The sequence below is a fragment of the Streptomyces sp. NBC_00669 genome (assembly GCF_036226785.1).
Taxonomy (GTDB): Bacteria; Actinomycetota; Actinomycetes; order Streptomycetales; family Streptomycetaceae; genus Actinacidiphila.
Genome location: NZ_CP109018.1, coordinates 3,327,686 through 3,352,367, shown reverse-complemented (window position 1 = coordinate 3,352,367; position 24,682 = coordinate 3,327,686). Strand labels below are relative to the sequence as shown.

Below are 24,682 nucleotides of genomic sequence, written 5' to 3'. Positions count from 1 at the left end.
CTCGGCTGCGTCGACGCTGAAGCATATTCAGAGTAATTCCCCCGCACCCCGCCTCCGCCGCGGGGCCGGGTCCCCCGGCGGAGGGCCCGCCGGGCGTCGCGGGGCCCTGGCCGAGGTGGTACGGGGCGCCCTCGCCGAAGCCGGTGCGGGCCGATTTCCCGCGCCCCCTAAGGGAGCGCTCAGGGGGCCCTCGGGGTAGTCGCGATCTATCGCGTCTGTGGACGGCTGTGTACGGTGGTCGGGTGGACGAATCGCCGCTCCAGAAGCGCTCGCAGCCCGCGGAAACGCCCGACCGCCCCAGCCCGGCGACCAGCCCCGCCGCCCCGGCGGTCCCGCAGACGGCCGGCGGCGCCCTGCGAGCCTCGGACGCCGACCGCGACCGGATCGCCGACATCCTGCGCGAGGCCCTCGCCGAGGGCCGCCTCGACGCGGAAGAGCACTCCGAGCGGCTGGACCGGGTCTACGCCGCGAAGACCGTCGGCGAACTGGAGCCGCTGGTAGGGGACCTGCCCGCGGGCCGGGTGACCGCCGCGGCGGCGCCCTCGGCCGCGGCGCGCTCGTACGCGGGCGAGCCGCTTGGCGAGAACCCCACCCTGGTCGGCATCCTCAGCGGGGCGGAACGCAAGGGCCGTTGGCGGGTCGGCAACCGGATCACCGCGGTCGCGGTCATGGGCGGGATCGAGATCGACCTGACCGAGGCGACGTTCACCTCGCCGGAACTGGTCATCCACTGCACCGCGGTCATGGGTGGCATCAGCATCAAGGTCCCGGAGAACGTCACGCTGCAAGGCAGTGGCGTGATCGGCATCATGGGCGGCGCCGACGTGCGGGCCTTCGAGGCCCCCGACCCGCACGCGCCGACGGTCCGGGTCGTGGGCGTCGCCTTCTGGGGTGGGGTCGAGGCCAAGGCCAAGCGCGGCAAGAAGGTCGTCGACTGGGCGAAGAAGCGGCTCGAAGGCTGACGGTGGTGGCCGCGGTGACGGCGTACGTGGGTGACGGTGGCGGCCGGTACGGCACGGCCGGACGTCACTTGACCCGGTTTTCTGGTCCGTTCCGACCGACCCGACACGGCTGACGCCGCCCTGACGCGGACGCCGGCCCGCCCCTCCCTTGCGGCTCGCACGCGAAGCCCGGCTCCGACTCCTCGCCCCAACTCCCGCCCGCCCCCGGCATTCCGGACGACCCGGGCGGCGCACGCCGGAGCGATGGTCGTACGCGGGAACGAACACGGTGCGCATGAAGTCGCGCACAGCGGGTAGGGGAACGGCACGCCGCCGCACGGCAGCTCCGCCCAGCTTCGCCCGGGCGCCGGGCAGCGACGGGCAAGCGTGGCAATCTCCCCCAGAGCCGCGCCTGGGGGACCCCCAACGCCGTCGTCAGGAGTTTCCCGTGCTTCAACCGATCGAGCCCGCCACGGACCTCACGCTCCCGCCCGGACACCCGCGGGATCTGGGCGGCCCCTGGCACTCGGAGGCCGCCTGCCGAAGCGACGAGGCGGGGCTGTTCTTCGCTCCGTCGAAGGAGCCGACGGCGGCCCGCCTGTCGCGCGAGGAAGCCGCCAAGCGGGTCTGCGCGCGGTGCCCGGTGATGCTCGAATGCCGTGAACACGCCCTGCTCCAGCCGGAGCCGTACGGAGTGTGGGGCGGCATGACCGCCGCCGAGCGCCGCGTGGTGCTCGCCCGCAGGCGCCGTCGCGAGGTCGAACTCCAGCACGCGGCCCCCCGCATCGCCGCCGCCGGCTGAGCACCGCCGGCCGCGGGTGGCGGTCGGCGGTGCCCACAAGGAGTTGTCCAGGGAGCCGTCCAGGAGTCGTCCAGGAGCCGTCAGGACACCAGCGAGGACCGTAGATCGCCCATCGGGACGGAGAAGACGATCCGCTGCCGTACCACCGTGCCGGTCGTCGGGTACGTGCCGTCCGGGGCCGCGGCCCACTCCGTCTGCGCCCAGACCTGGTTCTGGTCGGCCATGAAGGTCATCCCCTCCGAGTGTTGTGCCCAGGAATGCTCGGCGGCGGTGCCGGCGCTGGTGCTGCCGCCGGTCGAGGTGGTCTCGTGTGCCGCGGTCTGCGCTCCGGTGGCAGGCAGCGGAACCCGCCATGGAATGCCGTGTACCCCCGGACTGCCCAGCGAATCAGCGGTGTAGACGACTCTCTCGCCGTTCTCGGTCTGATTCAGCGTGCCTTGGATGCCGACGATGTCCGTGTCGTACACGTCGATCGGATCGGCGTGGCCGGCGCTGTTCACGGCGATGGGCATCAGGCGGCTGGTCGGCGCGAGCTTGTAGCGCCAGATCCGGGAGGTCGCCCCGACCGTACCCGAGGAGACCCACTCGTTGGCGACCAGCGTGTAGGGGTCCTGCGACCGGTCCATGGACAGCCCGTCGAAGCAGGGCAGCCGGTCGGCGCTGTGGTCGTTGTAGGAGCAGGCCGAGGTGACGCCGTACGACCCGATGGCCGGCCAGAAGTACTGGTAGCCGTGGGCCGACACCTGGCTGCCGTTGTGGCCGATCCAGGAGGCGTTGGTGTTCGCCTGGTAGATGTGCTTGGTCGAGAAGACGTAGATCGCGTTGTGGTGCGGGTCGCCGTCGAGCGACGCGGTGACCAGCAGCTTGTCGCCCCACCACACCATGCCGCCCATGTGCGAGGGGAAGCGGGTGAAGTTCGTGCCGCCGGCGGTGGGGATGACCGGCAGCACCCACCGGTAGCCGAGCTTGTTCGGCGACCCGTCGGTGTCGTTGATCACCGCGATGCGCCCCATGGCGGTGGTCTTGGGGGCGCTGGCCCAGCCGGAGAGCAGCACGCGGTCGGTTCCCCACAGGCCGTCGCTGTCGGCGTCGCCGGAGGAGGTCATGCCCTGCGGCGAAAAGCTCTGCGTGGCGGCGTCGCCGGCGTCCCAGCAGTAGGCGCTGCTCGCGGTCGGGGTGAGGGGCACGGTGTCCTTCTCGTCGGCGGTGCAGTCGCCGCCGGTGACCGTGTGCAGGTGGTGGTTCACGGTGTTCGCGATGGTGTGGATGCTGCTGTTGGCGAAGGTGTCGTCCATCGCCTGCTGCGACGCGTCCGACACGCGGTGCACCGTCAGTTCGAGTTTCGCCGCCGCCGCGGCCGAGGCGCGGACCGCCTTGCCCGGGGTTCCGGGCGACGCGCTCGCCGAGCCCGCGGCGCCCAAGGAGGCGAGGCCGAGCGCGAGCGCCGCGATCCCCACCGCCGTGACGCGGCCGGTCAACCGCCACCTGCCCGCCCGGGACCGCCCCTCGCGGGTCCCCGTCCCGGTCCTTGTCCCCCTCGTCGTCCCTGTCTTCCCTGCCTTTGTCTCCGGTGCTCTTCCGTCCCCGTCGACACGCTTCACTGGTACGCCTCTCCGTCGCCTTCAGTCGGGCGGACGGATGCCCCCGCGTCCAAGTTCCCCACGTGGACACCCCCCGGCGAAGGGGAACGCTATCGCGCCGGGTGGCAGCGGTGAAGGGCGTCACGGTCGGGTGCGGGACCGGGGCCTCACGTACATACGTACGCACGCACGCACGCGTACGCGTGGCCGAGGGACGCAGGCGGCCGGCGACGCGGGCGCGCCACCCGTCGCGACGGATGGCGGGCAGCGCCCGGCCCGGCTCGCCTGGCGTCCTCTTCCCCTACCGGGGCGGTCGGTCGGCGGTCGGTCGGCCGTGAACAGGCGGGGAGCAGGCGGGGAGCAGGCGGGGAGCAGGCGGTCAGTTCGCCCGGTCGAAGTCGATCGCGCTGTACGCCCGCAGCTTCGACAGCCGGTGCACCGAGTCGATCTGCCGGATCGTGCCGGACTTCGACCGCATCACCAGGGAGGAGGTGGTGGCCGTCTCCGCCCGGTAGCGCACGCCGCGCAGCAGTTCGCCGTCGGTGATGCCGGTCGCCACGAAGAACACGTTGTCGCCGCTGACCAGGTCCGTGGTGTGCAGCACGCGGTCCAGGTCGTGGCCCGCGTCCAGCGCCTTGCGCCGCTCCGCGTCGTCCTTCGGCCACAGCCGGCCCTGGATCGTGCCGCCCATGCAGGCCATCGCGCAGGCGGTGATGATGCCCTCCGGGGTGCCGCCGATGCCCAGCAGCATGTCGACGCCGGTGCCTTCGCGGGCCGCCATGATCGCGCCCGCCACGTCGCCGTCCGCGATGAACTTGATCCGCGCGCCGGTCTCCCGGATCTGCCGGGCCAGCTCGTCGTGGCGCGGCCGGTCGAGCACCACGACCGTCACGTTCTCGGGGGCGATGCCCTTCGCCTTCGCCACCCGGCGGATGTTCACCGCGGGCGGCGCGGTGATGTCCACGAACTCGGCCGCCTCCGGGCCGACCACCAGCTTGTCCATGTAGAAGACCGCCGACGGGTCGTACATCGTGCCGCGGTCGGCCGCCGCGAGCACCGACACGGCGTTCGGCATGCCCTTGGCGGTCAGCGTGGTGCCGTCCACCGGGTCCACGGCGACGTCGCACTCCGCACCCGTGCCGTCGCCGATCCGCTCGCCGTTGTAGAGCATCGGCGCTTCGTCCTTCTCGCCCTCGCCGATGACGACCACGCCGTTCATCGACACGGTGTGCACGAGGGTGCGCATGGCCTTGACGGCGGCGCCGTCCGCTCCGTTCTTGTCGCCTCGGCCCACCCAGCGGGCCGAGGCCATCGCGGCGGCCTCGGTGACCCGGACCAGTTCCAGGGCGAGGTTGCGGTCGGGTGCCTCCGGACTCACTTCGAGCTGCGGAGGCAAGTGCTGTTCGGTCATCACGCGCACCTTTCTGTACGGGGACGGCCGGAAAATGAGGGTGCTGCGACCTTATCGGGTGAACTGCAAATCTGAGCAGGGGACATGTCACATGAGCAGCCGCCAACTCTTCGGGTACCCGGCGGACGGGCCGCAAACGCCCATGGGGGACGATAGGGCGCGTGGCAGCGGACAAGCGTGGTGGCAACAAGACGATCCGGGACCTGGTCCTGTCGATGCTCGTGCTCGGGGTCGTCGTCTACCTGATCTATCTGTTCATCCCGCACGACTCCAAGGAGACCCCGGTCAAGACGGAGACCGTCGGGTACAGCGTGGAGCTCAAGCAGGCGAGGCGGGACGCGCCCTACCCGGTGGCCGGCCCCGAAGGGCTCAGCGCGAAGTGGCACGCCACCTCCGTCACGTACTCCGCGGGCGACCGCCGCAACGTGACCTGGCACCTCGGTTTCATCGACCCCGACCAGCAGTACGTGGCGCTGGAGCAGTCCAACGGCGACCCGACCGGGTTCATCAGCCAGGTGACGATCAACGCGCACCGCGACGCAGGACGTACGGTCGCGGTCGGCGGGGCGAGCTGGCAGTACTACACCGGCGGGCGTTACGACGCGCTGGTGCGCGAGGAGAAGGGCGTCACCACGGTGGTGCTCGGTACGGCGCCGGACGCCCAGCTCCAGCGGTTCGCGGCGACCCTCAAGCCGTAAGCGGCTTCCGGCCCGCCGGCGCCCTCAGGCCGTGGGCCGGACCTTGCCGTGGGCGGGGCCTTGCCGTGGGCCGGACCTTGCCGTGCGCGGGTGGGGCGCTATTCGGGCTCGGCGCTCTCCGCCTCTTCGGGGTCCTCCGCTGCCAGCGCGGCGTCCAGCCGGGCCCGGGCGCCCTCCAGCCAGCGCCGGCAGACCTTCGCCAGCTCCTCGCCCCGCTCCCACAAGGCGAGCGACTCCTCCAAGGTCGCGCCGCCCGCTTCCAGGCGGCGCACCACGTCCACGAGCTCGTCGCGGGCCTGTTCGTAGCCGAGTACGGCGCTGGTGGATTCCTCGTCTGCCATGCCCGCAAGCCTAGGGCGTACCGCGGACACTCCCGGGCGGCGCGGAGCGAGGTCGCTCCGGGGACCGGATCTCCAGCATCAGGCACCCCGTCCTCGTCCGGTAGGGGCCGTGCGGCATGCCCGGGGGGCGGGAGGCGTAGTGCCCCGCGGTGAAGGTGCGGCCGAGGGTGAGGTCCTCCAACTCGCCCTCCAGCAGGTACACCTCCTCGTAGTAGGGGTGCCGGATCACGCCCGCCGCGGAGGTGTCGAGCCCGGGCTCCCAACGGGCCAGCCGGGTCTGCTCGACCGCCGGATCGGGCCCGGCGGACAGCGGCCGCTCGCTCACCCCGGGCGCGCCCTCGGCCGCGCGCCACGGCACCCCCGCCGTGTCGTGGAACTCGCGCTCGTCCTTCATCGCCCGCCCTCTTCCGGCATCAGCCCGCCCTCTTCCGCTCGGTTCGCGCTTCAGTTCCCCTGGACCCGCACCGTGAAGTCGCCGTCCGCGACGCGGGCGCGCAGCGTGTCGCCGTCGGCGACCTCGGCCGGGTCTCGGACCGCCGCGCCGTCCTCGCGCTGGAGGACCGCGTAGCCGCGGCGGAGGGTGGCCGCGGGGGAGAGGGCGACGACGCGGGCGAGGGTGTGGGTGAGATCGGCGTCGGCCCGGTCGAGCAGGTGCCCCAGGGTGCGCCGGGCCCGGTCCACCCGGTCGGCGACCTCCGCCTCGCGCTGCTCGACCATCCGGTACGGCGCCGCGAGGGCGGGACGGCTGAGCGCCGCCTCAAGGCCGCGCTCCTCCCGGTCGAGGATGCCGCGCAGCACCCGCAGCGCCCGGTCCCGTACCAACTGGACGCGGGCCAGCTCCTCCCGCACGTCCGGCACGATCCGCTTGGCGGCGTCCGTGGGGGTGGACGCGCGCAGGTCGGCGACCAGGTCGAGCAGCGGCGTGTCCGGCTCGTGCCCGATCGCGGAGACCACCGGGGTGCCGCACGCCGCGACCGCCCGCACCAGCCGCTCGTCGGAGAACGGCAGCAGGTCCTCCACGCTGCCCCCGCCGCGCGCCACCACGATGACGTCGACCTCCGGATGGGCGTCGAGCTGCTGCACCGCCTCGACCACCCGGGGGACCGCGGCCGCGCCCTGCACGGGGACGTTCCGCACCTCGAAGCGGACGGCGGGCCAGCGCAGCCGCGCGTTCTCCCGTACGTCCCGCTCGGCGGCCGAGGCGCGGCCGGTCACCAGGCCGATCAGCCCGGGCAGGAACGGCAGCGGGCGCTTGCGGTCCGCCGCGAAGAGCCCCTCGGCCGCCAGCGACTTCTTCAACTGCTCCAGCCGCGCCAGCAGTTCGCCCATCCCGACCGGCCGGATCTCGCTCGCCCGCAGCGACAGAGTGCCCCGCGGTCCGTACCACTCCGGTCTGGCGTGCACCACGACCCGCGCGCCCTCGCCGACCACGTCGGCCACCTGTTCGTACACCGCGCGGTAGCAGGTCACGGACAACGACGTGTCGTGCGACGGGTCGCGCAGCGTCAGGAACACCACCCCGGCACCCGGGCGGCGGGAGAGCTGCGTGATCTGGCCCTCCACCCACACCGCGCCGAGCCGGTCGATCCACCCGCCGATCAGCCGCGACACCTCGCCGACCGGAATCGGCGCTTCCGCCGAGGTGTTCAGAGCCATACCCGCACCTTAGTGCGCCCCGCCGACACCCCACCCCGCCCCGGAGGCGGCCCCGTACGATGGACCGCATGACCTCTGACTCCACCCGCCGTGTCCTCCTCGCCGCCCCCCGCGGGTACTGCGCGGGTGTGGACCGTGCCGTCATCACCGTCGAGAAGGCGCTGGAGCAGTACGGCGCCCCGGTCTACGTCCGCAAGCAGATCGTGCACAACAAGTACGTGGTGCAGACCCTGGAGAAGAAGGGCGCCGTCTTCGTCGACGAGACGGAGGAGGTGCCCGAGAACGCGATCGTGATCTTCTCCGCGCACGGCGTGGCCCCGGTCGTGCACGAGGAGGCCGCCCAGCGCAGCCTCGCCTCCATCGACGCGACCTGCCCGCTGGTCACCAAGGTGCACAAGGAAGCCGTCCGCTACGCCGGCGAGGACTACGACATCCTGCTCATCGGCCACGAGGGCCACGAAGAGGTCGTCGGCACCATGGGCGAGGCGCCCGAGCGCATGCACCTGGTCGACGGCCCCGCCGACGCGGCCAAGGTGAAGGTGCGCGACGAGTCCAAGGTGGTCTGGCTCTCGCAGACCACGCTCTCGGTCGACGAGACGATGGAGACCGTGGACGCCCTCAAGGAGCGCTTCCCGCGGCTGGTCTCGCCGCCGAGCGACGACATCTGCTACGCCACGCAGAACCGCCAGGTCGCGGTGAAGCAGATCGCCGCCGACGCCGACCTGGTGATCGTGGTCGGCTCCCGCAACTCCTCCAACTCCATCCGGCTGGTCGAGGTCGCGCTGCAGGCCGGCGCCGGCGCGTCGTACCTGGTGGACTTCGCCGAGGAGTGCGAGGACGGCTGGCTGGAGGGCGTGCGCACGGTCGGCGTGACCTCGGGCGCGTCCGTGCCGGAGGTGCTGGTCGACGGGGTGCTGGAGTGGCTGGCCGCCCGCGGCTTCGACGACGTGTCGGTGGTGACCTCCGCGCAGGAGTCCATCCAGTTCTCGCTGCCGAAGGAACTGCGCCGGGATCTGCGTGCGGAGGCCGTCCAGCGGGAATCGGCCAAGAGGTGAGCGGTTCCACCCACCTTTAACCTGGGGGCCATGAACATGTTCGGTGTGGACATCGGCGGTACGGGAATCAAGGGCGCTCCGGTCGATCTCGACCGGGGCGACCTGTCGGACGAGCGGCACAAGGTGCCCACCCCGCAGCCGGCGACACCGGAGGGTGTCGTCGAGGGCGTGGCCGAGGTGGTCGAGCACTTCGGCCACAAGGGCCCGCTCGGCGTGACCTTCCCCGGCGTCGTGGTGGACGGCGTGACCCGCACCGCCGCCAACATGGACAGCGGCTGGGTGGGCGTGGACGCGCGGAAGCTGATCAGCGAGCGGCTGAGCCTTCCGGTGGTGATCCTCAACGACGCGGACGCCGCGGGGGTCGCCGAGATGACCTTCGGGGCCGGCCGCGGCCGCGGCGGCACCGTCATGCTGCTCACCCTCGGCACCGGGATCGGCAGCGCGCTGTTCGTGGACGGGCACCTGGTGCCCAACACCGAGCTGGGCCACCTGGAGCTGCACGGCCACGACGCGGAGAAGCGCGCGTCGGTCAAGGCCCGTGAGGACGAGGATCTGAGCTGGGAGCACTGGGCGCACCGGCTGAAGAAGTACCTCGCGCACGTGGAGATGCTCTTCTCGCCCGACCTGTTCGTGATCGGCGGCGGGGTGAGCCGGAAACCCGACAAGTTCCTGCCGCTGATCCACGGGATCAGCGCGGAGATCGTCCCCGCGGAGTTGCAGAACAACGCGGGGATCGTCGGCGCCGCGATGGCTGCCGCAAAGCTCTGACCGCCACGATCGCGGCGGCGAGCACCGTACCGGTGTAGAGCCAGCCGGTCATCAGGGCCAGGCCGGTGAAGACCCCGACCACGTGCCCGAGCAGGCTGCCGTCGCCGCTGTCGGCCGTCAGGGTGATGCCCACCGCGAACGCGATGGGCGCCGCCACCGGCGCCGCCACCAGGTCGTACGGCCGGACGTACACCGCCGCGGCGATGCACACGGCGATGAAGACCAGCCCGAAGAGGACGCCGGGGCCGTCGAAGAGCAGGGAGTCGGCGGCCCCGCCGAGCACCGTCACCACGGTGGTCAGGGCGCCCGTGCCGAGGCCGGTCAGGCGGGGGCGGGGGCGGGGCAGGGTCCGCAGCCGGTGCGCGGCCGCCGCGAGCCGGTTGCTCGGCCGGGGCGGCGCGGACGCGGATGGCGTGGCCGAGGCCGCGGTCGATCCGGACGCCGCCGCCGAGGCTGCCGGCGCCGCCTTCGGCGGGAGGGCGGCGGGGACCTGGCGGGCGGTGGTGCTCGTACGCGCAGTGTGTTGCTCCACCTACTCAACGTAGGCGGGTTGCGCTGGTCGCGCAGGTCCGGGACACGCGGATTCGCTCGCCTGGGCCCTCTGTTCGAAGTGCTCCGTTCGAGTGAGGCGGGGTTGACGCGGGGGTGGTGGGCGGTGGTCGGGTGGGCGTCCCGCCGGTGGTGCGGCGGCCCGTAGACTGGTCGGCGCCAGCCCCCACCTCCTGCCCACGGGAAGTCGTCACGTGTCGCTCTCCATCGGAATCGTCGGCCTGCCGAATGTCGGCAAGTCGACGCTCTTCAACGCCCTGACCAAGAACGACGTGCTGGCGGCCAACTACCCGTTCGCCACCATCGAGCCCAACATCGGCGTGGTCGGCGTGCCCGACCCCCGGCTGCACCGGCTCGCCGAGATCTTCGACTCGGCCCGGGTGCTCCCCGCCACCGTGGACTTCGTCGACATCGCCGGCATCGTCCGCGGTGCCTCGGAAGGCGAGGGCCTGGGCAACAAGTTCCTCGCGAACATCCGGGAGTCCGACGCGATCTGCCAGGTGATCCGCGCCTTCAAGGACGAGAACGTGGTCCACGTGGACGGCAAGGTCTCGCCCCGCGACGACATCGAGACGATCAACACCGAGCTGATCCTCGCCGACCTGCAGTCCGTGGAGAAGGCGATCCCGCGCCTGACCAAGGAATCGCGGATGCAGAAGGACAAGGCGAAGGTGCTGGCCGCGGCCGAGGCCGCGCAGACGATCCTCGCCGCCGGCGACACCCTCTTCGCCCACGGCATCACGAAGGACACCGAGCAGGGCGCCCTCCTGCACGAGCTGCACCTGCTCACCACGAAGCCGTTCCTCTACGTCTTCAACGTCGACGAGGACGAGCTCACCGACGAGGCGTTCAAGGACGAGCAGCGCGCCCTGATCGCCCCCGCCGAGGCGATCTTCCTCAACGCCAAGCTCGAAGCCGACCTGGCCGAACTCGACGACGCCGAGGCCCTCGAACTCCTCCAGTCCGTCGGCCAGGAGGAGCCCGGGCTCGCCACCCTCGCCCGGGTCGGCTTCAACACCCTCGGGCTCCAGACCTACCTCACGGCCGGCCCCAAGGAGTCCCGCGCCTGGACCATCAAGCGCGGCGCCACCGCCCCCGAGGCGGCGGGCGTGATCCACACCGACTTCCAGAAGGGCTTCATCAAGGCCGAGGTCATCTCCTTCGACGACCTCGTGACCACCGGCTCCGTCGCCGAAGCCCGCGCGAAGGGCAAGGCCCGCATGGAGGGCAAGGACTACGTCATGCAGGACGGCGACGTGGTGGAGTTCCGCTTCAACGTGTAGCCGCATCATTTGCTGCATGTGCGCTGATTTCGTCGAATGTGCAGGTCGGAAGGGGTCGGACTCGGGCGAGTCCGACCCTTCTGCGTTCCGGTGCCGGCTTCTGGGCGCCTCGCGGCGGTCGCTTCAACCGCCCGGGTGTACGGGCGAACGTGGAGTGTCGCTTTCACGTGCCGCGCTATTGAAGCGCTGATCCGCCGGATCGACCGCAGGCTTGAGCGGGGGCCTTGCCTTCCCGTGCTGGTTCTGTGCTGGCTTGAGCCTCGCAGAACCGCGTTTTCGCAGGTGAGACGTCTTGAGGACGTCCACGGTGGGGCCGCACAGGAGCGTCAGGTCCTCGGGGTCGGAGGGGGAGCGGTGCACGGGCCGGCGGCAGCCTGAACGGCGACGTCGCCGTGTGCGTCGTGGCGGGGTGCCGGTCAGCGGGTGAACACGGTGCGCCGTCCGGGCTGCGCTCCGTTGGTCGTCGCGTCGATGTGGGCGGAGCCGGTCGGCGGGTCGGTCATCTTCCCGTGCCCTTCATGCGGGCGTGGACGTTGTCATATCTTGCGTGCCGATGACGGAGAGCAGGCTCAGCTGGGCCGCGCCTTCGGTGCCGGGTGGGGCGCTGAACCACAGCAGGCGCTGGCGTCCGTCCTCACTGAACAGGCTCTGGCAGTCCAGCTCGATGACGCCCAGGGCGGAATGGACTATGCGTTTGTGGTCGGTTCGCCGGAGGGCGACGTCGTGGGTGTCCCACAGGGTGGCGAACTCCCGGCTGCGTCCGCGCAGCACGGCGACCATCCGGGTCACCTCGGTGTCGCTGCCGCGGCGGGCGGCGACCGCCTGGAGGTCGGCGACGAAGACCCGGGAGTGGTGGGGGTGGTCCTCGGGCGGGTAGAGGGTCCGGGCCTGGGGGTCGGTGAACCAGCGGTGGACGAAGCTCGCCTCAAGACCGCGCAGTGCCGGGGGCCGGCCCACGAGTGCGGCGGCCAGCGGGTTCTGGACGAGGGTTTCGTGCAGGTCGGTGATGACCTGGGCAGGAGTGGTGGTGAGCTGGTCCAGCAGGCCGAGCAGACCAGGCTGGACATGTGCGGTCGGGCCGTGCGCCGCCGGGGGGATCGGACGGTCGGCGAGGTGGAACAGATGGTCGCGTTCGTCGCCGTTCAGCCGCAGCGCCCGGGCCAGCACGGCCAGGACCTGGGCCGAGGGCTGGGCGCCGCGTCCGCGTTCCAGCTCGGTGTAGTAGTCCGCGGACAGCCCGGCCAGATGGGCTACCTCCTCGCGCCGCAGACCGGGCACCCGGCGCCGCGGGCCGGTGGGCAGGCCGACGTCGGACGGGCGGACCCGGCCGCGCCGGGACTTGAGGAACGCGGCGAGTTCGGAATGGTTCACGTCTCCTATCGTCGCGCCCACCGGTGGACGCGAGCCAGGGGATGGCAACCCCTGGGTGCGGACAGCCCTGGCTGGGGCGGGCACGCCGAACCACTCTGGAGCCACGAGCGGGGCACCGCACCGACGCCCCTGGCCGTGATCCCTCTGTCGCGGCATCCCCTTTCCCGCACCTCCAGCAGGAGTGTTCATGTCTGCCCAGGAACCCGTGGACCGCCACGCCACGCCCGATCCCCGCGCCGATCGGCTCCGCGTCGCCATCGTCACGGGCGGCTCCCGCGGGATCGGCCGCGCGACGGTGAGCCGACTGGCCGCCGACGGATTCGCCGTCGTGGTCGGCTACGCGGGCAACCGCGAACTGGCCGAGGCCGCCGTCAAGGACGTCACCGCCGGCGGCGGCAGCGCGATCGGTGTCCAGGCGGACGTCGCCGACGAGCAGCAGATCTCCGCTCTGTTCGCCACCGCGGAGGCCGAGTTCGGCGGCGTCGACGTCGTCGTCCACGCGGCCGGCCGGGTTTTGCTGGCACCCATCGCCGAACTGGACCTGGCGGAGCTGGACGCGCTCCACCGCACCAACATCCGCGGGACCTTCGTCGTCGCCCAGCAGGCCGCACGGAAGATCCGCAGCGGTGGCGCGGTCGTCACCTTCTCCACGTCCGTGGTGGGCCTGGCCTTCCCCGGATACGGCGCCTACAGCGCCAGCAAGGGCGCCGTCGAAGCACTCACGCTCATCCTCGCGCGGGAGCTGCGCGGCCGGAACATCACCGTCAACGCCGTGGCCCCCGGCCCCACCGCCACCGATCTGTTCCTCGACGGCAAGGACGATCAGACCATCGCCCGGCTGGCCGCCCAGCCCCCACTGGAGCGCCTCGGTACCCCCGCCGACATCGCCGAAGTCGTCGCCTTCCTCGCCTCCCCGGCCGGCCACTGGATCAACGGCCAGATCATCCGCCCCAACGGCGGCATCATCTGACGGCCCCGTGCCCGGTGTCGGCACCCGGCTGATACGCCCCCACGGACCCCAGCCCCGACGGAGGTGAAGTCCTCTCCGCGATCGCCGCCGGCGTCCGCGCCGAGTTCTTCCGCCGCGTCGGGCTGGACGACCTGCTCACCGCAGGCCGCTCCCCGTAACCACAAACCGAAAGAGAACCACCATGCCGTTCGCGAACTTCAAAGTCCCTGCCGGAACCCTCGACGAGAAGCAGAAGGAGACGATCGTCACCCGTACCACCGAGCTGTACGTCGAGATCTACGGCGAACGCGCCCGGGCCAACACCATGGTCCTGGTCGAGGAGGTCATCGACGGCGGTTGGGGCATCGGCGGCAACGTCCTGACCCTGTCCATGCTCCAGCAGCCCACCGAAGACTGACGACCCGGGATGATCCACGGCTGGGGTCAAACCGTCGCCGCGACCGGCCCCAGCCCCGACCGGGCCGCCACCCGGTCGGCCGGATCGGGGCTTGCCGGCCGCACAGCCGCAGGCGTGGAGCCGCTACCTCGAACTGGCCCTGGACGGGCTCCGCGTCACCGGCGCTCGCGAACTGCCGCATCCACCGGGGGAGCTGCACCTCGGTGGGCGTTCCGGCAAGAGCTGACCTGCGGACGCCGCCGTCGTCCTGCGCCGCGTGGCACGCTCCCGCGTCGTGCGGACGTCGGGGACCGGACCGGCCACCGCACCGCATCGCACCGCATCGCACCGCCCACCGATCCGTTCGGCGACGTGATCGGCTCCCACCGCTGGTTCGACGTGGCCGCGCTCCTCGGGCCGAGGCACCGGCAGGAGGGCCTGGCGAGGTCCGGGTGCCTGGCCGGAGGGCCGACTCCGTCGAGGTGGCTCTCCGCCGCACGCGCCAAGTCATACGGCGCGGCCGTCACCGCGGCCGGGGGGCGCGTCACGCTCGCCCAGCGGAGTGCGGGCGCAACGCACCGCTCGAGAAGTCGGCGGCGGGTTCGGGGGGCCAGTGATCAGGGGGTGGGGCGGGGGCGGCGGAGGAGGGCTTCGACGCGGGGGCGGTCCTGCGGGGAGGGGGTGCAGGTGACGACCTTGTGCTCGGGGTTGTCCGCGAGTTGGAGCACGACGTGGTGGAGCGTGAACTCGCCGAGCTCCGGATGACGCAGCCGCTTCGTGCCCGAGCCGACGGTGTCGACCTTGTGCTGCGGCCACCACGCCCGCACCTCCGGGCTCACCGCGTGGAGGCGTTCGAGCAGGTCGGCGAAGCCGGGGTCACCCGGGTGCCTGGCCGCGGCCGTGCGCAGCCGTCCGAGCAGCGCCGACGCCTCCTCCTCCCAGTCGACGACGATCCGCCGGGCCTCCGGGTCCGCGAACATCCACCAGAGCATGTTGCGGGTCTGCGGCGGCCGGGCCGGCCAGTCGGTCCAGAGCACCCGGGCGGCCCGGTTGGACGCCAGCACGTCCCAGTGCCTGCCGGTGACATAGGAAGGGCACGGGTCGAGCCGGTCGACGAGGGAGACGACGGCGGGCGGAAGCGTCTCCATGGCGGCGGAGGTCTGCTCCGGTTCCGGCGGGGCGCCGTGGACGAGTTGGTGGACGTGGGCCCGCTCGCACACGTCGAGTCGCAGCGCCGCGGCCAGCGCGTCGAGGACCTGCCGGGAGGGCCGTACCTCGCGGCCCTGTTCCAGGAAGGCGTAGTAGGTCGCGGAGATGGACGCGAGCTGGGCCACCTCCTCGCGGCGCAGGCCGCGGGTCCGGCGCCGGGTGCCCGGTGGGAGGCCGACGTCGGAGGGCTGGAGCCGTTCGCGGCGGGAGCGGAGCAGATCGCCCAACTCCCTTGCCTGGGTCACCGTATGGGGCATCCTGGCACTCTCGTTACTAGGAAAGACGTCCTATGGATGGCGCTGGGGGACGCGGTTACGGTGACCGCATGGACAATCGAATCATCGGGCCGGAAGGGCTCACCGTATCCGCTGTCGGACTCGGTTGCATGGGGATGTCCCAGGGCTACGGAGCGGCCGACGACGCCGAGTCGATCGCGGTCCTGCAGCGCGCCGTCGACCAGGGGGTCACCTTCCTGGACACGGCGATGAGCTACGGCAGCGGCCACAACGAGGAGTTGCTCGGCAAAGCCCTGGCCGGCCGGCGCGACCAGGTCGTGCTGGCCACCAAGTTCGGGATCGTCCGCAGCCCGGAGGGGGTCCGGGTCGACGGCCGCCCGGAGAACGTCCGGCGCCACTGCGAAGCCTCGCTGGCCCGGCTCGGGACGGACCGCATCGACCTGTACTACCAGCACCGCGTCGACCCGCAGGTCCCGATCGAGGAGACGGTCGGGGCGATGGCCGAGCTTGTGGCCGAGGGCAAGGTCCGCCACCTCGGGCTGTCGGAGGCGAGTCCGGAGGAACTCGAACGGGCCGCCGCCACCCACCCGATCAGCGCCGCGCAGTACGAGTGGTCGCTGTGGTGGCGCGACATCGAGGACGACGTGCTGCCCACGGCCCGCCGGCTGGGCATCGGGATGGTTCCGTACAGCCCGGTGGGCCGCGGCTTCCTGGCCGGGCCGGTCAGCGTGGACGGTTTCGGGGCCGGCGACTTCCGGCAGAACGACCCCCGGTTCCAGGCCGAGAACCTCAAGCAGAACGAGGCGATCGTCGCCGAGGTGCGGTCGCTGGCCGCGGCGCGCGGGGTGACGCCCGCTCAGCTCGTGCTCGCCTGGCTGCTCGCGCAGGGCGACGACGTCGTCCCGATCCCCGGGACGCGCCGGGCCGAGCGGGTCGAGGAGAACGCCAAGGCGGCCGACGTCGAGCTGTCCCAGGACGACCTCGACCGGCTGGAGGCCGTCGCCCCGCGCGACGCGTGGGTGGGCGACCGCCAGTCCTTCGCCGCGCACCGCGTGGTGCGGACCCCGGTCTGACGCGCTGCCCGGTCCACCCGACCGGTCCGGTCTGCCCGGCCGGTCCGGTCGAACGTGCCCGACGTGCCGGACGTGCCCGTGCCCGTGCCGGCCCACCGTGATGGTGGGCCGGCACTCGCGCGCGTGCGGCTGTCCGTCCGGTACGGCCGCTGTCACGCGGTGGCCGGCACCGGTCGCGGCCGGGCGAGGACGACGACGCCCAAGGCGAGGACGGCACCCGCGGCCAGCACGATCCCGGAGTCGTGCAGGGTGGACAGGGTGCCGAGCACGGCGACGCCCAGCGCGGACCCCGCCTGGCGTCCGGCGTTGAGCGCGCCCTGTCCCGTCGCGGCCAGGTGGGAGGGGGCGGCGCCCGCCATGTCGGCGGTGGCCGCGGGGATGGCGAGGGTGCTGCCGAAGCCGAGCACCACCTGCATGCCGATGATCATCCCCAGCGGCGTGTGCGTCCCGGAGAGGGCGAGCAGGAGTCCGGAGACCACGTCGAGGCCGAGGCCGGCGAGGAGCACCGGCCGGGCGCCGGCACGCGCGACGATCCGTCCGGCGTAGAACGGCATGAAGCACATGGGGAGCGTCATCGGGAGGAAAGCCAGGCCGGTCTGCAGGGCCGACAGGCCGCGCTCCAGGACCATCCACTGGGTAAGCGCGAACAGCACGCCGTAGAAGACGAAGGACGCCATGGCGCCGGCCATCAGGTCGGCCTTGACCCGGGTCAGCCCGATCAGCGCCGGCGGCAGGATCGGGGCCTCGGCCCGCCGTTCGGCGACGACCAGCAGCACGAAGGCGATCAGGGCGCCGCCCAGGGCCAGCAGCGGAGCGGGCCGGCCCCACCCGGAGGTGCCCGCGTCCACCAGTCCGAAGGTGAGCGCGCTCAGCCCGGCGACGGACAGCAGCAGCCCCGCGCGGTCGACCGGCCTCGGCTCGTTCTGCGGCCGGTGCCCACTCAGTCCGCGCGCCAGCAGCAGCGTGGCGAAGGCGATCGGCGGGTTGACGAGGAACACCAGCCGCCAGCCGCCGAGTTCGACCAGCGCGCCGCCCAGCACCGGCCCCAGGATGAGTCCGATGCTGCTGATGGCGGCCCAGGCGCCGATCATGCGGGACCGCTGCGCGGCATCCGGGAACAGGGCGGACAGCAGGCCGAGGGACGCGGGGACCAGCCCGGCCGCCGCGACGCCGAGCAGCGCCCGTCCGCCGATCAGGGTGCCCACGTTGGGCGCCAGGGCGCACAGCAGCGAGATGACGCCGAAGGCGGCGAGCGCGCTGCGGTAGATCCGGCGCGGCCCCCACCGGTCGGCGACTGCGCCCGCGGCCAGCAGCAGCCCGGCGAAGACGACGGTGTACGCGTCCACCGCCCAGGGCAGCGCCGCCGCGGAGGCGTGCAGGTCGTGCCGTGCGTCCGGCAGGGCGACGTTGAGGATCGAGGTGTCGAGCAGCACGAGGAAGTTGCCGACCACGATGCCCGCGAAGTGGCCGTTCGGGCCCCTCCGTGCGGGTTCGTCCACGACGGGAGTCTTGCCACTGGTCAGAGTCATGGCATCAGCGTCGCGAAGTCCGCCGGGGTGCGACCAGGCTGTCTTTTCGATGGCGCCATCGGACTTCTCGATGGCATCATGGAGAAGTGGACCAACGACATCTTCGCGCCTTCGTCAGCGTCGCCGACCTCGGGGGCATCTCCGCAGCAGCCGAGCGGCTGGGTTACGCGCAGTCCACGCTGAGCGTTCAACTGCAGCGGTTGGAGCGCGACTTGGGCGCGAGCCTGTTCAACCGCAGCAACGCCGGGGCGGCGTTGACCGAGGAGGGGCAGCGGCTGCTGCCCTACGCCCGCGAGGCGCTGAACCTTGAGGACGAGATGCGCCGGGTGGTGCGGAGCGGCCGGCCGCGGCTGCGCATCGGGGCACTGGAGACCCTGGCCGGCGAGTGGCTGCCGGACATCCTCGCCGCCCTGGCCCAGGGGGCGGCCGGCCCCGAGGGCGCCGCCGAGGTGAGCATGGTGGTCGCCCGGCGGGCGCAACTGGAGGATGACCTCGCCGCCGGCCGGCTCGACCTGGTCTTCGTGTTCGACAACGGGGTGCCGACCATAGGGCCGCACGCGGTCGTGGGCCATGACCGCACCGTCCTCGTCGCCGGCCCGGGCCATCCGCTCGCCAAGGTGCCGCGCATCTCCCAGGGGATGCTGCTGGAGGCGGAGTTCCTGATCGCCGAGCCTGGTTGCACCTCGCAGATGCTCGTCGACCGCTTCGGGCAGGACCTCACCTCGCGGACCTGCGTCAGCATGGTCACGGGGTCGCTGGCGGCGCTGCGCAGGCTCGCCTGCCACGGCCGCGGGGTCGCCCTGATGCCGCACCTGTCCGTCGTCGGCGACCTCGAGGACGGGGAGCTGGTCGAGCTGGACGTGCGCGAGGGGCTGGCGCCGGTGAGCATCGAGGCGCGCTGGCGGACGGGGCTGGGCCCGGCCGAGGCGCCCATGCAGGCCGTGCTGCGGCTGGCCCGCCGCCACCAGCCGCCGTCCCGCCCCCTCGCCGAGACGGCCTGAGACCACCGGGGCGCCCGGAGGCGGCTCGGGGCGCCGGACGGTCGGGCGGTCCAGGGACGGCTCACAACCGCCGAGCCCGGCCCGACGCACCCCGACACGGTCCGACAATGTCCGATACTGAGCATTCTCTGATGCCGCAGTGAAAGCAGAGAGCTTTGTTGCCGAAGTGAATCCAGAAAGGTCATTTGGTCGGTTTTCCGTCGGCGACGCCCCGGGCGACCTGCGGGTTGCGACGATCCCCTATGTGGTTCATCACCTTTTTCGGATTCCTCCGACTGCCCCCTGTGCTATAGGGCCGGATGCAGTCGGAGGCATTTGAATAATCCTTGCGATATACCTTGCGGAAGGTTTATCGTATTCGGGTCAAGCGTGACTGGAACCCCCGCTACGCGGGGGCACACAGCAACGGGGGCTTGTCTTGATCGTGCACATGGAACCTTCAGCGGCGACCGACGACGACCGCCGCGCGCCCGACGGGCGCATGCCCCTCCGCGTCCCGCCCCGTGATTCCGGGCCTCGCATCCTGGAATCAATGGCGACCGACCATGGGGGAAACTTGCAGGTCTATCATCTGATGGCATTTCGCGAAGTGGCGAACGAACTCAGCTTCACCAAGGCCGCCGAGAAGCTCCACTGCGCCCAATCCACGGTGACCAGCCAGATCAAGGAGTTGGAGCGATCCCTCGGAGCCGAACTCTTTCACCGGGATCGGCGGCCGATCGAACTCACCTCGGCCGGAGCACTGCTCCAGGCACGACTGGGACCGATCCTGCGTTCCGTCGAGAAGGCGAACGCGGAGGTCCGCGAAGTCAAGCAGGCGGTGATGAAGCAAGGGCGCGCGGTGGGGAGGCCGGCCGTCCATCCTTCGCCTGAGGTCTGCTGAGCCACGGTACGTACACGCCGCCGTCCACTTCGTGCTGGACGGCGGCGTGTCGCGTGCCGGGGCCGGTCCGACGCCTCCGGCCGCGAACGGCCCGGTCAGACCTGGCCGATGGGCCGCATCTGGATGTGGTTGACGTCCATCCCCTCGGGCTGGTTGAGGGCGAAGAGGATGCTCTCGGCGATGTTCTCGGCGGTCAGCGCGGGGCCCTCCGGCGTGCCCCCGCGGTGGTCCCAGAACGGGGTGTCCACCTTGCCGGGCGCGATCAGCGTCACGCCGACGCCGTCGTTGGTGACGGCCATCCGCGTGTTCTCCGCCAGGGCGTGCGCGGCCCACTTGGTGACGGAGTAGAAGTTGCCGGGCGTGTTCTTGACCCCCGCCACCGATCCGACGATGACGATGCGCCCCCGGGTGTCCTTGAGGTACGGCAGCGCCTCCCGGATGACCAGCGCGGGCCCGAGCACGTTGGTCATCAGCATGGCCCGCATGGCCTCGGGCACGTGGTCGGCCAGGGTGCCGGGGAGGGAGAAGCCGGCGTTGACGATCACGTTGTCCAGGCGGCCCCACGCCTGGGCGGTCGTCCTGACCGCGGTCTGCACGTCGTGCGGGTCCGAGGTGTCCCCGGGGATGGTGATCAGGTCGTGCCCGGCGTCCTGCTCAGCCGCGAAGTCGCTCAGCTTCTCCGGGTCCCGGCCGGTGATCGCCACCATGTGACCCTCCTTCAGCAGCCTGCGGGCGGTCGCGGCGCCGATCCCCGAACTGCCACCGGTGATCAGGGTGACGTTGGCCATCGTTGCTCTCCTCGTTCGTGGTAAGCGTTCGTGGTGGGAGTTCGTGGTGCGCGCTCGTGGTGGGCACTCGCGGTGGGCGTCGCCGCCGATCCATGCGACACGGCCGCCCCAGGGCCCTGACGGGTCGGGACGGCCGTCGTCACACACTCCGAACGGCGGCGGTCGGTGTGGACGCGAACAGCTGATGGTGCGTCAACGTGCTTTCCCGGCGGTGCTGAACGGTGCGGGAACCGGTCAGCGTCCCTGAAGCCCAGGATAGCGACCGGTGTTGACCCACTCCGCGATTGCCGGCTTGTCCTCGATCCCCACGTACTCGATGCGCACGCCCATCAGGTCGGGAGCGGTGATGAGGGCGAACGGAGTCTCGCCCTCGGCGGGTCGGAAGTACGCGTCCACGCCGATGCCGGACGCCTCCAACCACGCCACGCGGGCCGCCATGTCGGGCTCCCACACGCCGTAGTACAGGACCTTCCCGGCGTGCTCGACGGACATGATGCCGTCGCCGTCGGCCTGGATGAGTTCGTACTGCGGCTCCGTGGTGCGGGAGAAGGCAGCGGTCATCTTGCCCGGGGCGCCCGTGCCGCCCTGCTCCAGGTACGGGATCTCGAAGGTGGCGGGTTCGGCGAACTCGATGCCGAACCACTCCGTGTACTGTTCCACGGCCTTGGCCAGGTCGGGCACCACGACGCCGATGTGGAAGCAGGACGCGGGCAGGACCGGCTTGGCCTCCGCCGGCCGGTACACCTCCACGGCCGGCGGCTCCTCCAGGCACTCCAGGAGCCGGGGTATGAAGGCCGCCAGGTAGTCGGTGTGCTTGTGGGCCTCCAGGGCGTTCTCGTCCGCGTACTCCTCGATGACCAGGCGCTCGCCGGGCCGGTCCGCGGAGACGACGTAGTCGAAGCGCAGGCAGCCTGGCTCGTTGGCGCGGATGTCCCGCTCCAGTTGGGCCATCAGCGCGTCGAGGTGTGACTCGGTGCCGGGCTTGATGATCTGGCGTGCGGTCGCGGTGATCGTCACGATGGGGAATCCTTCCAGGGGTCGGGTGGGTGCGTGCCGGGTCAGGCCCGGCGGGCTCGGCGCGGCTCTGCTGGGCGGGGGAGCGGTCGAGGCTGCCCGTCCCGGCTCGCCACCAGGCGTGTCACGGGGTGTCTCACAGGGTGTTGAGGAAGCGCGGTCCGTAGAAGACCGGCTCGGCCAGGTCGGTGTAGTGGTCCAGCGCCCGGAACTCCTCGGGGTACAGCTCCGCCAGCCGCGCCACCGCGGTGGGGGGGATCTGGTTGCGCATGATGGTGAAGCACGAGCGGACCCGCATCTGGTCCATCTGGGTCACGGCGGCGCCCAGCGAGGGCCACCAGGTCTCCACCGGCCCGTTCCACGAGGTGTCCAGCGCCACCAGCATCTGGGTGTAGGCGTCGTCGAAGCCGTCAAGCTCCTTGCGCACCTCGGCCTCCCGCGGGTCGAGGGCGAGCACCGCCTCGTAGCCGTCCGCCGGCACGGCCAGCGTGTTGATGACGACGGGCCAGGCGATCTCCTCACCGCTGAAGAAATCGGCCTCGGTCTCGCGGGTGATGGAGACGCCGTCCTGCGGGACGTACCGGCGCCCGTAGCGCAGCTCGGCGAAGCGGGCGTAGTGCGAACCCTCCTTCTGGAAGTCCTCCTTCACGGTCTCCACCGTGCCCACGCCCTGCCCCTCGCCCTGTTCGGTGATGATGTCCAGGGCCCGCAGGAACGAGCCCACCGGGTCCTTGTCATCCTTCTCGAACGTGGGATAGCCCAGGTTGCCGCCGACCTGGTTGGCCGGCCCGCCGCGGCGCACCGCCAGCTCCACCGCGTCCGCGTTGCGGACGACGGCCTCCCGCACGGCGTCGTAGAAGGAGCCGATCGTGGGGTAGGCCGACCCGCGCTGGCGCGAGTTGAGCATGAACTCCGGGGCCTCCAGCCGCATGAAGGACTCCAGGCTGGCGTTCGACAGCTTCGCCAGCCGGGGCCGCAGGTCCGGGGCGGTGCCCCCGGGCAGCCCGCCCCGCCCCGCGTACGGCGGGTTCAACCCCTTGATGTCGGGACTGCCGCCGAGCGCGGCCACCATGTTGGAGGCGATGGCCATGTGGACCATCTCCTCCATCAGCACGCTGCGGATGGTGTTGTACGACGGGTAGTTCTGTACTTCCAGCGAGTACATGGCCGCGCAGTACAGCGGCATGGTGGCGTGCTCCAGCGCGATCGCGGTCTGCAGGGCGCCGCGTATCCAGCTGAGGTCTCGGAGTTCGACGGGCGTGGGCATGTGACGGCTCCAGGTCTGCGGGTCGGGTCAGGCTTCCGCGTTCTCGTCCAGCGGCGGGTAGAGCATGGGCTGGAAGAAGTCCTGGAACGACTCCTCCAGCGAGGGGTTCTGGAAGAACTCCGGCCCGGTCTCCTCGAAGATCACGTCGCCGATCCCGCCGAGCGTGTCGAACATCATCGAGACGATCGTTCCGACCTCGCGGCCGAAGTAGTGCGCCACCAGGGCGACCGCGCCGCCGTTGACACCGTAGGAACCGGTGAAGGTCCAGATCCGCGAGGCGGGGTTGGCGATCCACATGTGGCGGGCCTTCGAGACGTTGAAGCCCTCGCCGCGCAGCCCGCGCGCCACCGCGGCCACGCAGGTCAGCGGCTCGTCGTTGACGATGCCGGAGCGGGCGATCACGCCCACGCCGGAGCAGTTGGCGGCGATGACCTTGCCGGCCTCGTGGTGCCGGCGGATCAGCTTCTGCACCCGGTCGTTGGTCAACAGCGCGCCGGAGCCGACGCCGCCGGGGATGTAGAGGATGTCGAAGAGCTCGTCGTCGTTGAGCACGGAGTCCGCCACAACGTTGGTGCCCATCTGCATCTTGACGACGCCCGGCTCCAGCGAGACCAACCTGACGTCCAGGTCGCGGTTGGCGGATTCCCGCTGCCAGGGGGCGATCCCGCCGTTGAGGACCATCGCGGCCCCCTTGAAGATCTCCAGCGGGGTGATCGTGTCCTGCTCGGAGCAGGACTCGTAGCCCAGCACACCGATCGAGTTGATCTGGACGGGCGCGTTGTTCCGTGGTGCGGCCTGGCGACCGCGGGCGGGCATGGGTGTAGTCACGGTTTTTCTCCCCTGTCGAGTCGGTGAGGACGCCGATGACCGCTGCTTGCGGGGAAGGGCCGGCGCCTTTCGGAAAGGAACCCTGCCGCACGATCCGACCGGCCAACAAATAAGAATGCGCGGGGATGGGCATTGCGACTTCCGGGGACCACGCGGCGGTTATCGGGGACTGCCGCTCCCGCTATTTGAGCCCGCCTCGGTCGGCCGTCTAGCGTCCACTCTCGGACCGGGGGGTTCACCAACCGACCGACAGATAGGACGAGCAGCGCATGTCCGAGATGATGCGCGAGACGCAGCCGGCCGACCTGCTGGTGCGGATCGACCCCGGCCCTCGCGACTTCGCCGCACTGAACGAGGCGGTCCGCAAGGGTTCCCGCGTGGCGAACGAGCACCTGGACGACGACGAGCACCTGAACGAAGTCATCCCGAAGCCGTGGGGGCTGGAGTACCGCGTCTTCGTGGACGACTTCATCGACGTGTGGAACCTGAGGATCAACTCGGGCGAATCCACGTCGATGCACGTCCACCCCCGCAAGCTGACCTACCTCCTGTGCCTGGCGGGAGAGGGGGTCACGGACACGCTGACCGGGCAGGTCCCGCTCTCCGCCGGCACGATCCTGCGGATCGGCGGGGGCGCGTTCCACTCGTCCAGGAGCCTGGGTCCCGAACCGCTGTGGCTCATCGAGGTCGAGGCACCGCGGAACAAGTTCGACCTGATCCGGTTGCGCGACAACTACGACCGGCAGGGCACCGCCTACGAGCAGGACTACACCGAGTCCCCGGACCTGCCGGCCAAGCCGATCTCCTACCTGCCGCAGGCCCGGCTCCGCGACCGCAGCCCGGGGGCGGAGTTCGCGTTCTCCATCCGGGCCGGCATGGACATCTTCTACCGGCGCCAGGAGCAGGACCTGTTCCACATCGCGCTCGGGCTCACCGGTGTCGTCACCGGCGAGATCGACATCCTCGTTCCGGTCCGGAGCGACCTACGGCGTCCCACGCTCGACCAGTACTACCTCTCCATCGCCAACTCCGCCTGACCCGGTGCCCTGCCGC

The 24,682-nt window shown here is 71.4% G+C and carries 26 protein-coding genes; 13 read left to right on the top strand and 13 right to left on the bottom strand.

The features are described 5' to 3' along the window. Positions 1–242 precede the first annotated feature (242 nt). Positions 243–962, top strand: a complete 720-nt coding sequence (locus OG896_RS13500) for a DUF1707 SHOCT-like domain-containing protein (RefSeq protein ID WP_329365354.1) — start codon at positions 243–245, stop codon at positions 960–962. A gap of 427 nt (positions 963–1,389) precedes the next feature. Then, a complete protein-coding gene (locus tag OG896_RS13495; protein WP_402447546.1) occupies positions 1,390–1,743 on the top strand; it encodes a WhiB family transcriptional regulator in 354 nt (117 codons plus the stop codon). A gap of 80 nt (positions 1,744–1,823) precedes the next feature. On the opposite strand, the gene OG896_RS13490 is transcribed toward OG896_RS13495, so the two are convergent. Then, positions 1,824–3,221 (bottom strand): hypothetical protein, encoded by a 1,398-nt coding sequence (locus OG896_RS13490; protein WP_329365353.1) that lies wholly within the window; start codon positions 3,219–3,221, stop codon positions 1,824–1,826. A gap of 481 nt (positions 3,222–3,702) precedes the next feature. Beyond that, on the bottom strand, positions 3,703–4,734 hold the full coding sequence (glpX, locus tag OG896_RS13485) for a class II fructose-bisphosphatase (RefSeq protein WP_328468631.1): 1,032 nt from the start codon (positions 4,732–4,734) through the stop codon (positions 3,703–3,705). A 215-nt stretch (positions 4,735–4,949) separates the two neighbouring features. Between glpX and OG896_RS13480 the strand changes: the two genes are divergently transcribed. Further along, on the top strand, positions 4,950–5,432 hold the full coding sequence (locus tag OG896_RS13480; protein WP_402447665.1) for a DUF4245 domain-containing protein: 483 nt from the start codon (positions 4,950–4,952) through the stop codon (positions 5,430–5,432). Between the two features lie 98 nt (positions 5,433–5,530). On the opposite strand, the gene OG896_RS13475 is transcribed toward OG896_RS13480, so the two are convergent. Genes OG896_RS13475 through xseA form a run of 3 tightly spaced genes read right to left on the bottom strand, consistent with a single transcriptional unit; the run spans position 5,531 to position 7,429 of the window. After that, positions 5,531–5,773 carry an exodeoxyribonuclease VII small subunit gene (locus tag OG896_RS13475; RefSeq protein WP_328468635.1) on the bottom strand — a complete coding sequence of 81 codons (243 nt, stop codon included), beginning with the start codon at positions 5,771–5,773 and terminating at the stop codon, positions 5,531–5,533. A gap of 10 nt (positions 5,774–5,783) precedes the next feature. Next, positions 5,784–6,167, bottom strand: coding sequence for a cupin domain-containing protein (locus OG896_RS13470; RefSeq protein WP_329365350.1), 384 nt, complete (start codon positions 6,165–6,167; stop codon positions 5,784–5,786). 50 nt (positions 6,168–6,217) lie between these two features. Beyond that, a complete protein-coding gene (xseA, locus tag OG896_RS13465; RefSeq protein WP_329365348.1) occupies positions 6,218–7,429 on the bottom strand; it encodes an exodeoxyribonuclease VII large subunit in 1,212 nt (403 codons plus the stop codon). A gap of 59 nt (positions 7,430–7,488) precedes the next feature. Between xseA and OG896_RS13460 the strand changes: the two genes are divergently transcribed. Further along, the gene (locus OG896_RS13460; protein ID WP_329365346.1) at positions 7,489–8,484 is read left to right on the top strand and encodes a 4-hydroxy-3-methylbut-2-enyl diphosphate reductase; all 996 of its coding nucleotides are present in this window, start codon (positions 7,489–7,491) and stop codon (positions 8,482–8,484) included. Positions 8,485–8,514: 30 nt separating this feature from the next. Next, positions 8,515–9,252 carry a polyphosphate--glucose phosphotransferase gene (gene ppgK / locus OG896_RS13455; RefSeq protein ID WP_328468643.1) on the top strand — a complete coding sequence of 246 codons (738 nt, stop codon included), beginning with the start codon at positions 8,515–8,517 and terminating at the stop codon, positions 9,250–9,252. On the opposite strand, the gene OG896_RS13450 is transcribed toward ppgK, so the two are convergent. Continuing rightward, entirely contained in the window at positions 9,173–9,784 is a 612-nt protein-coding gene (locus OG896_RS13450; protein WP_329365344.1) for a DUF6542 domain-containing protein, read from the bottom strand. The genes ppgK and OG896_RS13450 overlap by 80 nt on opposite strands. A 211-nt stretch (positions 9,785–9,995) precedes the next feature. Here OG896_RS13450 and ychF point away from each other — a divergent pair, with 211 nt between their 5' ends. Continuing rightward, positions 9,996–11,084, top strand: a complete 1,089-nt coding sequence (gene ychF / locus OG896_RS13445) for a redox-regulated ATPase YchF (protein ID WP_329365342.1) — start codon at positions 9,996–9,998, stop codon at positions 11,082–11,084. Positions 11,085–11,600: 516 nt separating this feature from the next. On the opposite strand, the gene OG896_RS13440 is transcribed toward ychF, so the two are convergent. Continuing rightward, the gene (locus OG896_RS13440; protein WP_329365341.1) at positions 11,601–12,455 is read right to left on the bottom strand and encodes a helix-turn-helix transcriptional regulator; all 855 of its coding nucleotides are present in this window, start codon (positions 12,453–12,455) and stop codon (positions 11,601–11,603) included. Between the two features lie 187 nt (positions 12,456–12,642). Here OG896_RS13440 and OG896_RS13435 point away from each other — a divergent pair, with 187 nt between their 5' ends. The 3 genes from OG896_RS13435 (at position 12,643) to OG896_RS13425 (ending at position 14,048) form a co-directional block, all read left to right on the top strand. Next, positions 12,643–13,425 (top strand): SDR family oxidoreductase, encoded by a 783-nt coding sequence (locus OG896_RS13435; RefSeq protein ID WP_329365340.1) that lies wholly within the window; start codon positions 12,643–12,645, stop codon positions 13,423–13,425. A gap of 181 nt (positions 13,426–13,606) precedes the next feature. Next, positions 13,607–13,822, top strand: coding sequence for a 4-oxalocrotonate tautomerase family protein (locus OG896_RS13430; RefSeq protein ID WP_329365338.1), 216 nt, complete (start codon positions 13,607–13,609; stop codon positions 13,820–13,822). Positions 13,823–13,913: 91 nt separating this feature from the next. Next, positions 13,914–14,048 (top strand): hypothetical protein, encoded by a 135-nt coding sequence (locus OG896_RS13425; protein ID WP_329365336.1) that lies wholly within the window; start codon positions 13,914–13,916, stop codon positions 14,046–14,048. A 370-nt stretch (positions 14,049–14,418) separates the two neighbouring features. On the opposite strand, the gene OG896_RS13420 is transcribed toward OG896_RS13425, so the two are convergent. Beyond that, a complete protein-coding gene (locus OG896_RS13420; RefSeq protein ID WP_329365334.1) occupies positions 14,419–15,267 on the bottom strand; it encodes an MmyB family transcriptional regulator in 849 nt (282 codons plus the stop codon). A 68-nt stretch (positions 15,268–15,335) separates the two neighbouring features. Between OG896_RS13420 and OG896_RS13415 the strand changes: the two genes are divergently transcribed. Further along, positions 15,336–16,319, top strand: a complete 984-nt coding sequence (locus OG896_RS13415) for an aldo/keto reductase (RefSeq protein WP_329365332.1) — start codon at positions 15,336–15,338, stop codon at positions 16,317–16,319. 152 nt (positions 16,320–16,471) lie between these two features. Here the strand turns inward: OG896_RS13415 and OG896_RS13410 are convergent, their stop codons facing one another. Then, positions 16,472–17,848 (bottom strand): MFS transporter, encoded by a 1,377-nt coding sequence (locus OG896_RS13410; RefSeq protein WP_329365330.1) that lies wholly within the window; start codon positions 17,846–17,848, stop codon positions 16,472–16,474. Positions 17,849–17,934: 86 nt separating this feature from the next. On the opposite strand from OG896_RS13410, the gene OG896_RS13405 reads away from it, so the two are divergent. After that, positions 17,935–18,849: a LysR family transcriptional regulator gene (locus OG896_RS13405; RefSeq protein ID WP_329365329.1), complete on the top strand. Its 915-nt coding sequence runs from the start codon at positions 17,935–17,937 to the stop codon at positions 18,847–18,849. A gap of 532 nt (positions 18,850–19,381) precedes the next feature. Next, a complete protein-coding gene (locus OG896_RS13400) occupies positions 19,382–19,732 on the top strand; it encodes a LysR family transcriptional regulator (RefSeq protein ID WP_329365327.1) in 351 nt (116 codons plus the stop codon). 95 nt (positions 19,733–19,827) lie between these two features. Here the strand turns inward: OG896_RS13400 and OG896_RS13395 are convergent, their stop codons facing one another. From OG896_RS13395 to OG896_RS13380, 4 genes are all read right to left on the bottom strand, one after another. Further along, positions 19,828–20,520 (bottom strand): SDR family oxidoreductase, encoded by a 693-nt coding sequence (locus OG896_RS13395; RefSeq protein WP_329365326.1) that lies wholly within the window; start codon positions 20,518–20,520, stop codon positions 19,828–19,830. A 234-nt stretch (positions 20,521–20,754) separates the two neighbouring features. Further along, on the bottom strand, positions 20,755–21,537 hold the full coding sequence (locus OG896_RS13390; RefSeq protein ID WP_329365325.1) for an antibiotic biosynthesis monooxygenase: 783 nt from the start codon (positions 21,535–21,537) through the stop codon (positions 20,755–20,757). A gap of 133 nt (positions 21,538–21,670) precedes the next feature. After that, entirely contained in the window at positions 21,671–22,801 is a 1,131-nt protein-coding gene (locus OG896_RS13385; RefSeq protein ID WP_329365323.1) for a ferritin-like domain-containing protein, read from the bottom strand. Between the two features lie 27 nt (positions 22,802–22,828). After that, positions 22,829–23,629, bottom strand: coding sequence for a DJ-1/PfpI family protein (locus OG896_RS13380; RefSeq protein ID WP_329365321.1), 801 nt, complete (start codon positions 23,627–23,629; stop codon positions 22,829–22,831). 269 nt (positions 23,630–23,898) lie between these two features. Between OG896_RS13380 and OG896_RS13375 the strand changes: the two genes are divergently transcribed. Further along, positions 23,899–24,666, top strand: coding sequence for a cupin domain-containing protein (locus OG896_RS13375; protein ID WP_329365319.1), 768 nt, complete (start codon positions 23,899–23,901; stop codon positions 24,664–24,666). The last annotated feature ends 16 nt before the right edge of the window (positions 24,667–24,682 follow it).

Excerpts from the sequence above, each read along its gene's own strand:
- glpX (WP_328468631.1), bottom strand. The coding sequence starts at position 4,734 with ATGACCGAACAGCACTTGCCTCCGCAGCTCGAAGTGAGTCCGGAGGCA.
- OG896_RS13480 (WP_402447665.1), top strand. The coding sequence starts at position 4,950 with ATGCTCGTGCTCGGGGTCGTCGTCTACCTGATCTATCTGTTCATCCCG.
- OG896_RS13475 (WP_328468635.1), bottom strand. The coding sequence starts at position 5,773 with ATGGCAGACGAGGAATCCACCAGCGCCGTACTCGGCTACGAACAGGCC.
- OG896_RS13470 (WP_329365350.1), bottom strand. The coding sequence starts at position 6,167 with ATGAAGGACGAGCGCGAGTTCCACGACACGGCGGGGGTGCCGTGGCGC.
- xseA (WP_329365348.1), bottom strand. The coding sequence starts at position 7,429 with ATGGCTCTGAACACCTCGGCGGAAGCGCCGATTCCGGTCGGCGAGGTG.
- OG896_RS13460 (WP_329365346.1), top strand. The coding sequence starts at position 7,489 with ATGGACCGCATGACCTCTGACTCCACCCGCCGTGTCCTCCTCGCCGCC.
- ppgK (WP_328468643.1), top strand. The coding sequence starts at position 8,515 with ATGAACATGTTCGGTGTGGACATCGGCGGTACGGGAATCAAGGGCGCT.
- OG896_RS13435 (WP_329365340.1), top strand. The coding sequence starts at position 12,643 with ATGTCTGCCCAGGAACCCGTGGACCGCCACGCCACGCCCGATCCCCGC.
- OG896_RS13430 (WP_329365338.1), top strand. The coding sequence starts at position 13,607 with ATGCCGTTCGCGAACTTCAAAGTCCCTGCCGGAACCCTCGACGAGAAG.
- OG896_RS13420 (WP_329365334.1), bottom strand. The coding sequence starts at position 15,267 with ATGCCCCATACGGTGACCCAGGCAAGGGAGTTGGGCGATCTGCTCCGC.
- OG896_RS13415 (WP_329365332.1), top strand. The coding sequence starts at position 15,336 with ATGGACAATCGAATCATCGGGCCGGAAGGGCTCACCGTATCCGCTGTC.
- OG896_RS13410 (WP_329365330.1), bottom strand. The coding sequence starts at position 17,848 with ATGACTCTGACCAGTGGCAAGACTCCCGTCGTGGACGAACCCGCACGG.
- OG896_RS13400 (WP_329365327.1), top strand. The coding sequence starts at position 19,382 with ATGGCGACCGACCATGGGGGAAACTTGCAGGTCTATCATCTGATGGCA.
- OG896_RS13395 (WP_329365326.1), bottom strand. The coding sequence starts at position 20,520 with ATGGCCAACGTCACCCTGATCACCGGTGGCAGTTCGGGGATCGGCGCC.
- OG896_RS13385 (WP_329365323.1), bottom strand. The coding sequence starts at position 22,801 with ATGCCCACGCCCGTCGAACTCCGAGACCTCAGCTGGATACGCGGCGCC.
- OG896_RS13375 (WP_329365319.1), top strand. The coding sequence starts at position 23,899 with ATGTCCGAGATGATGCGCGAGACGCAGCCGGCCGACCTGCTGGTGCGG.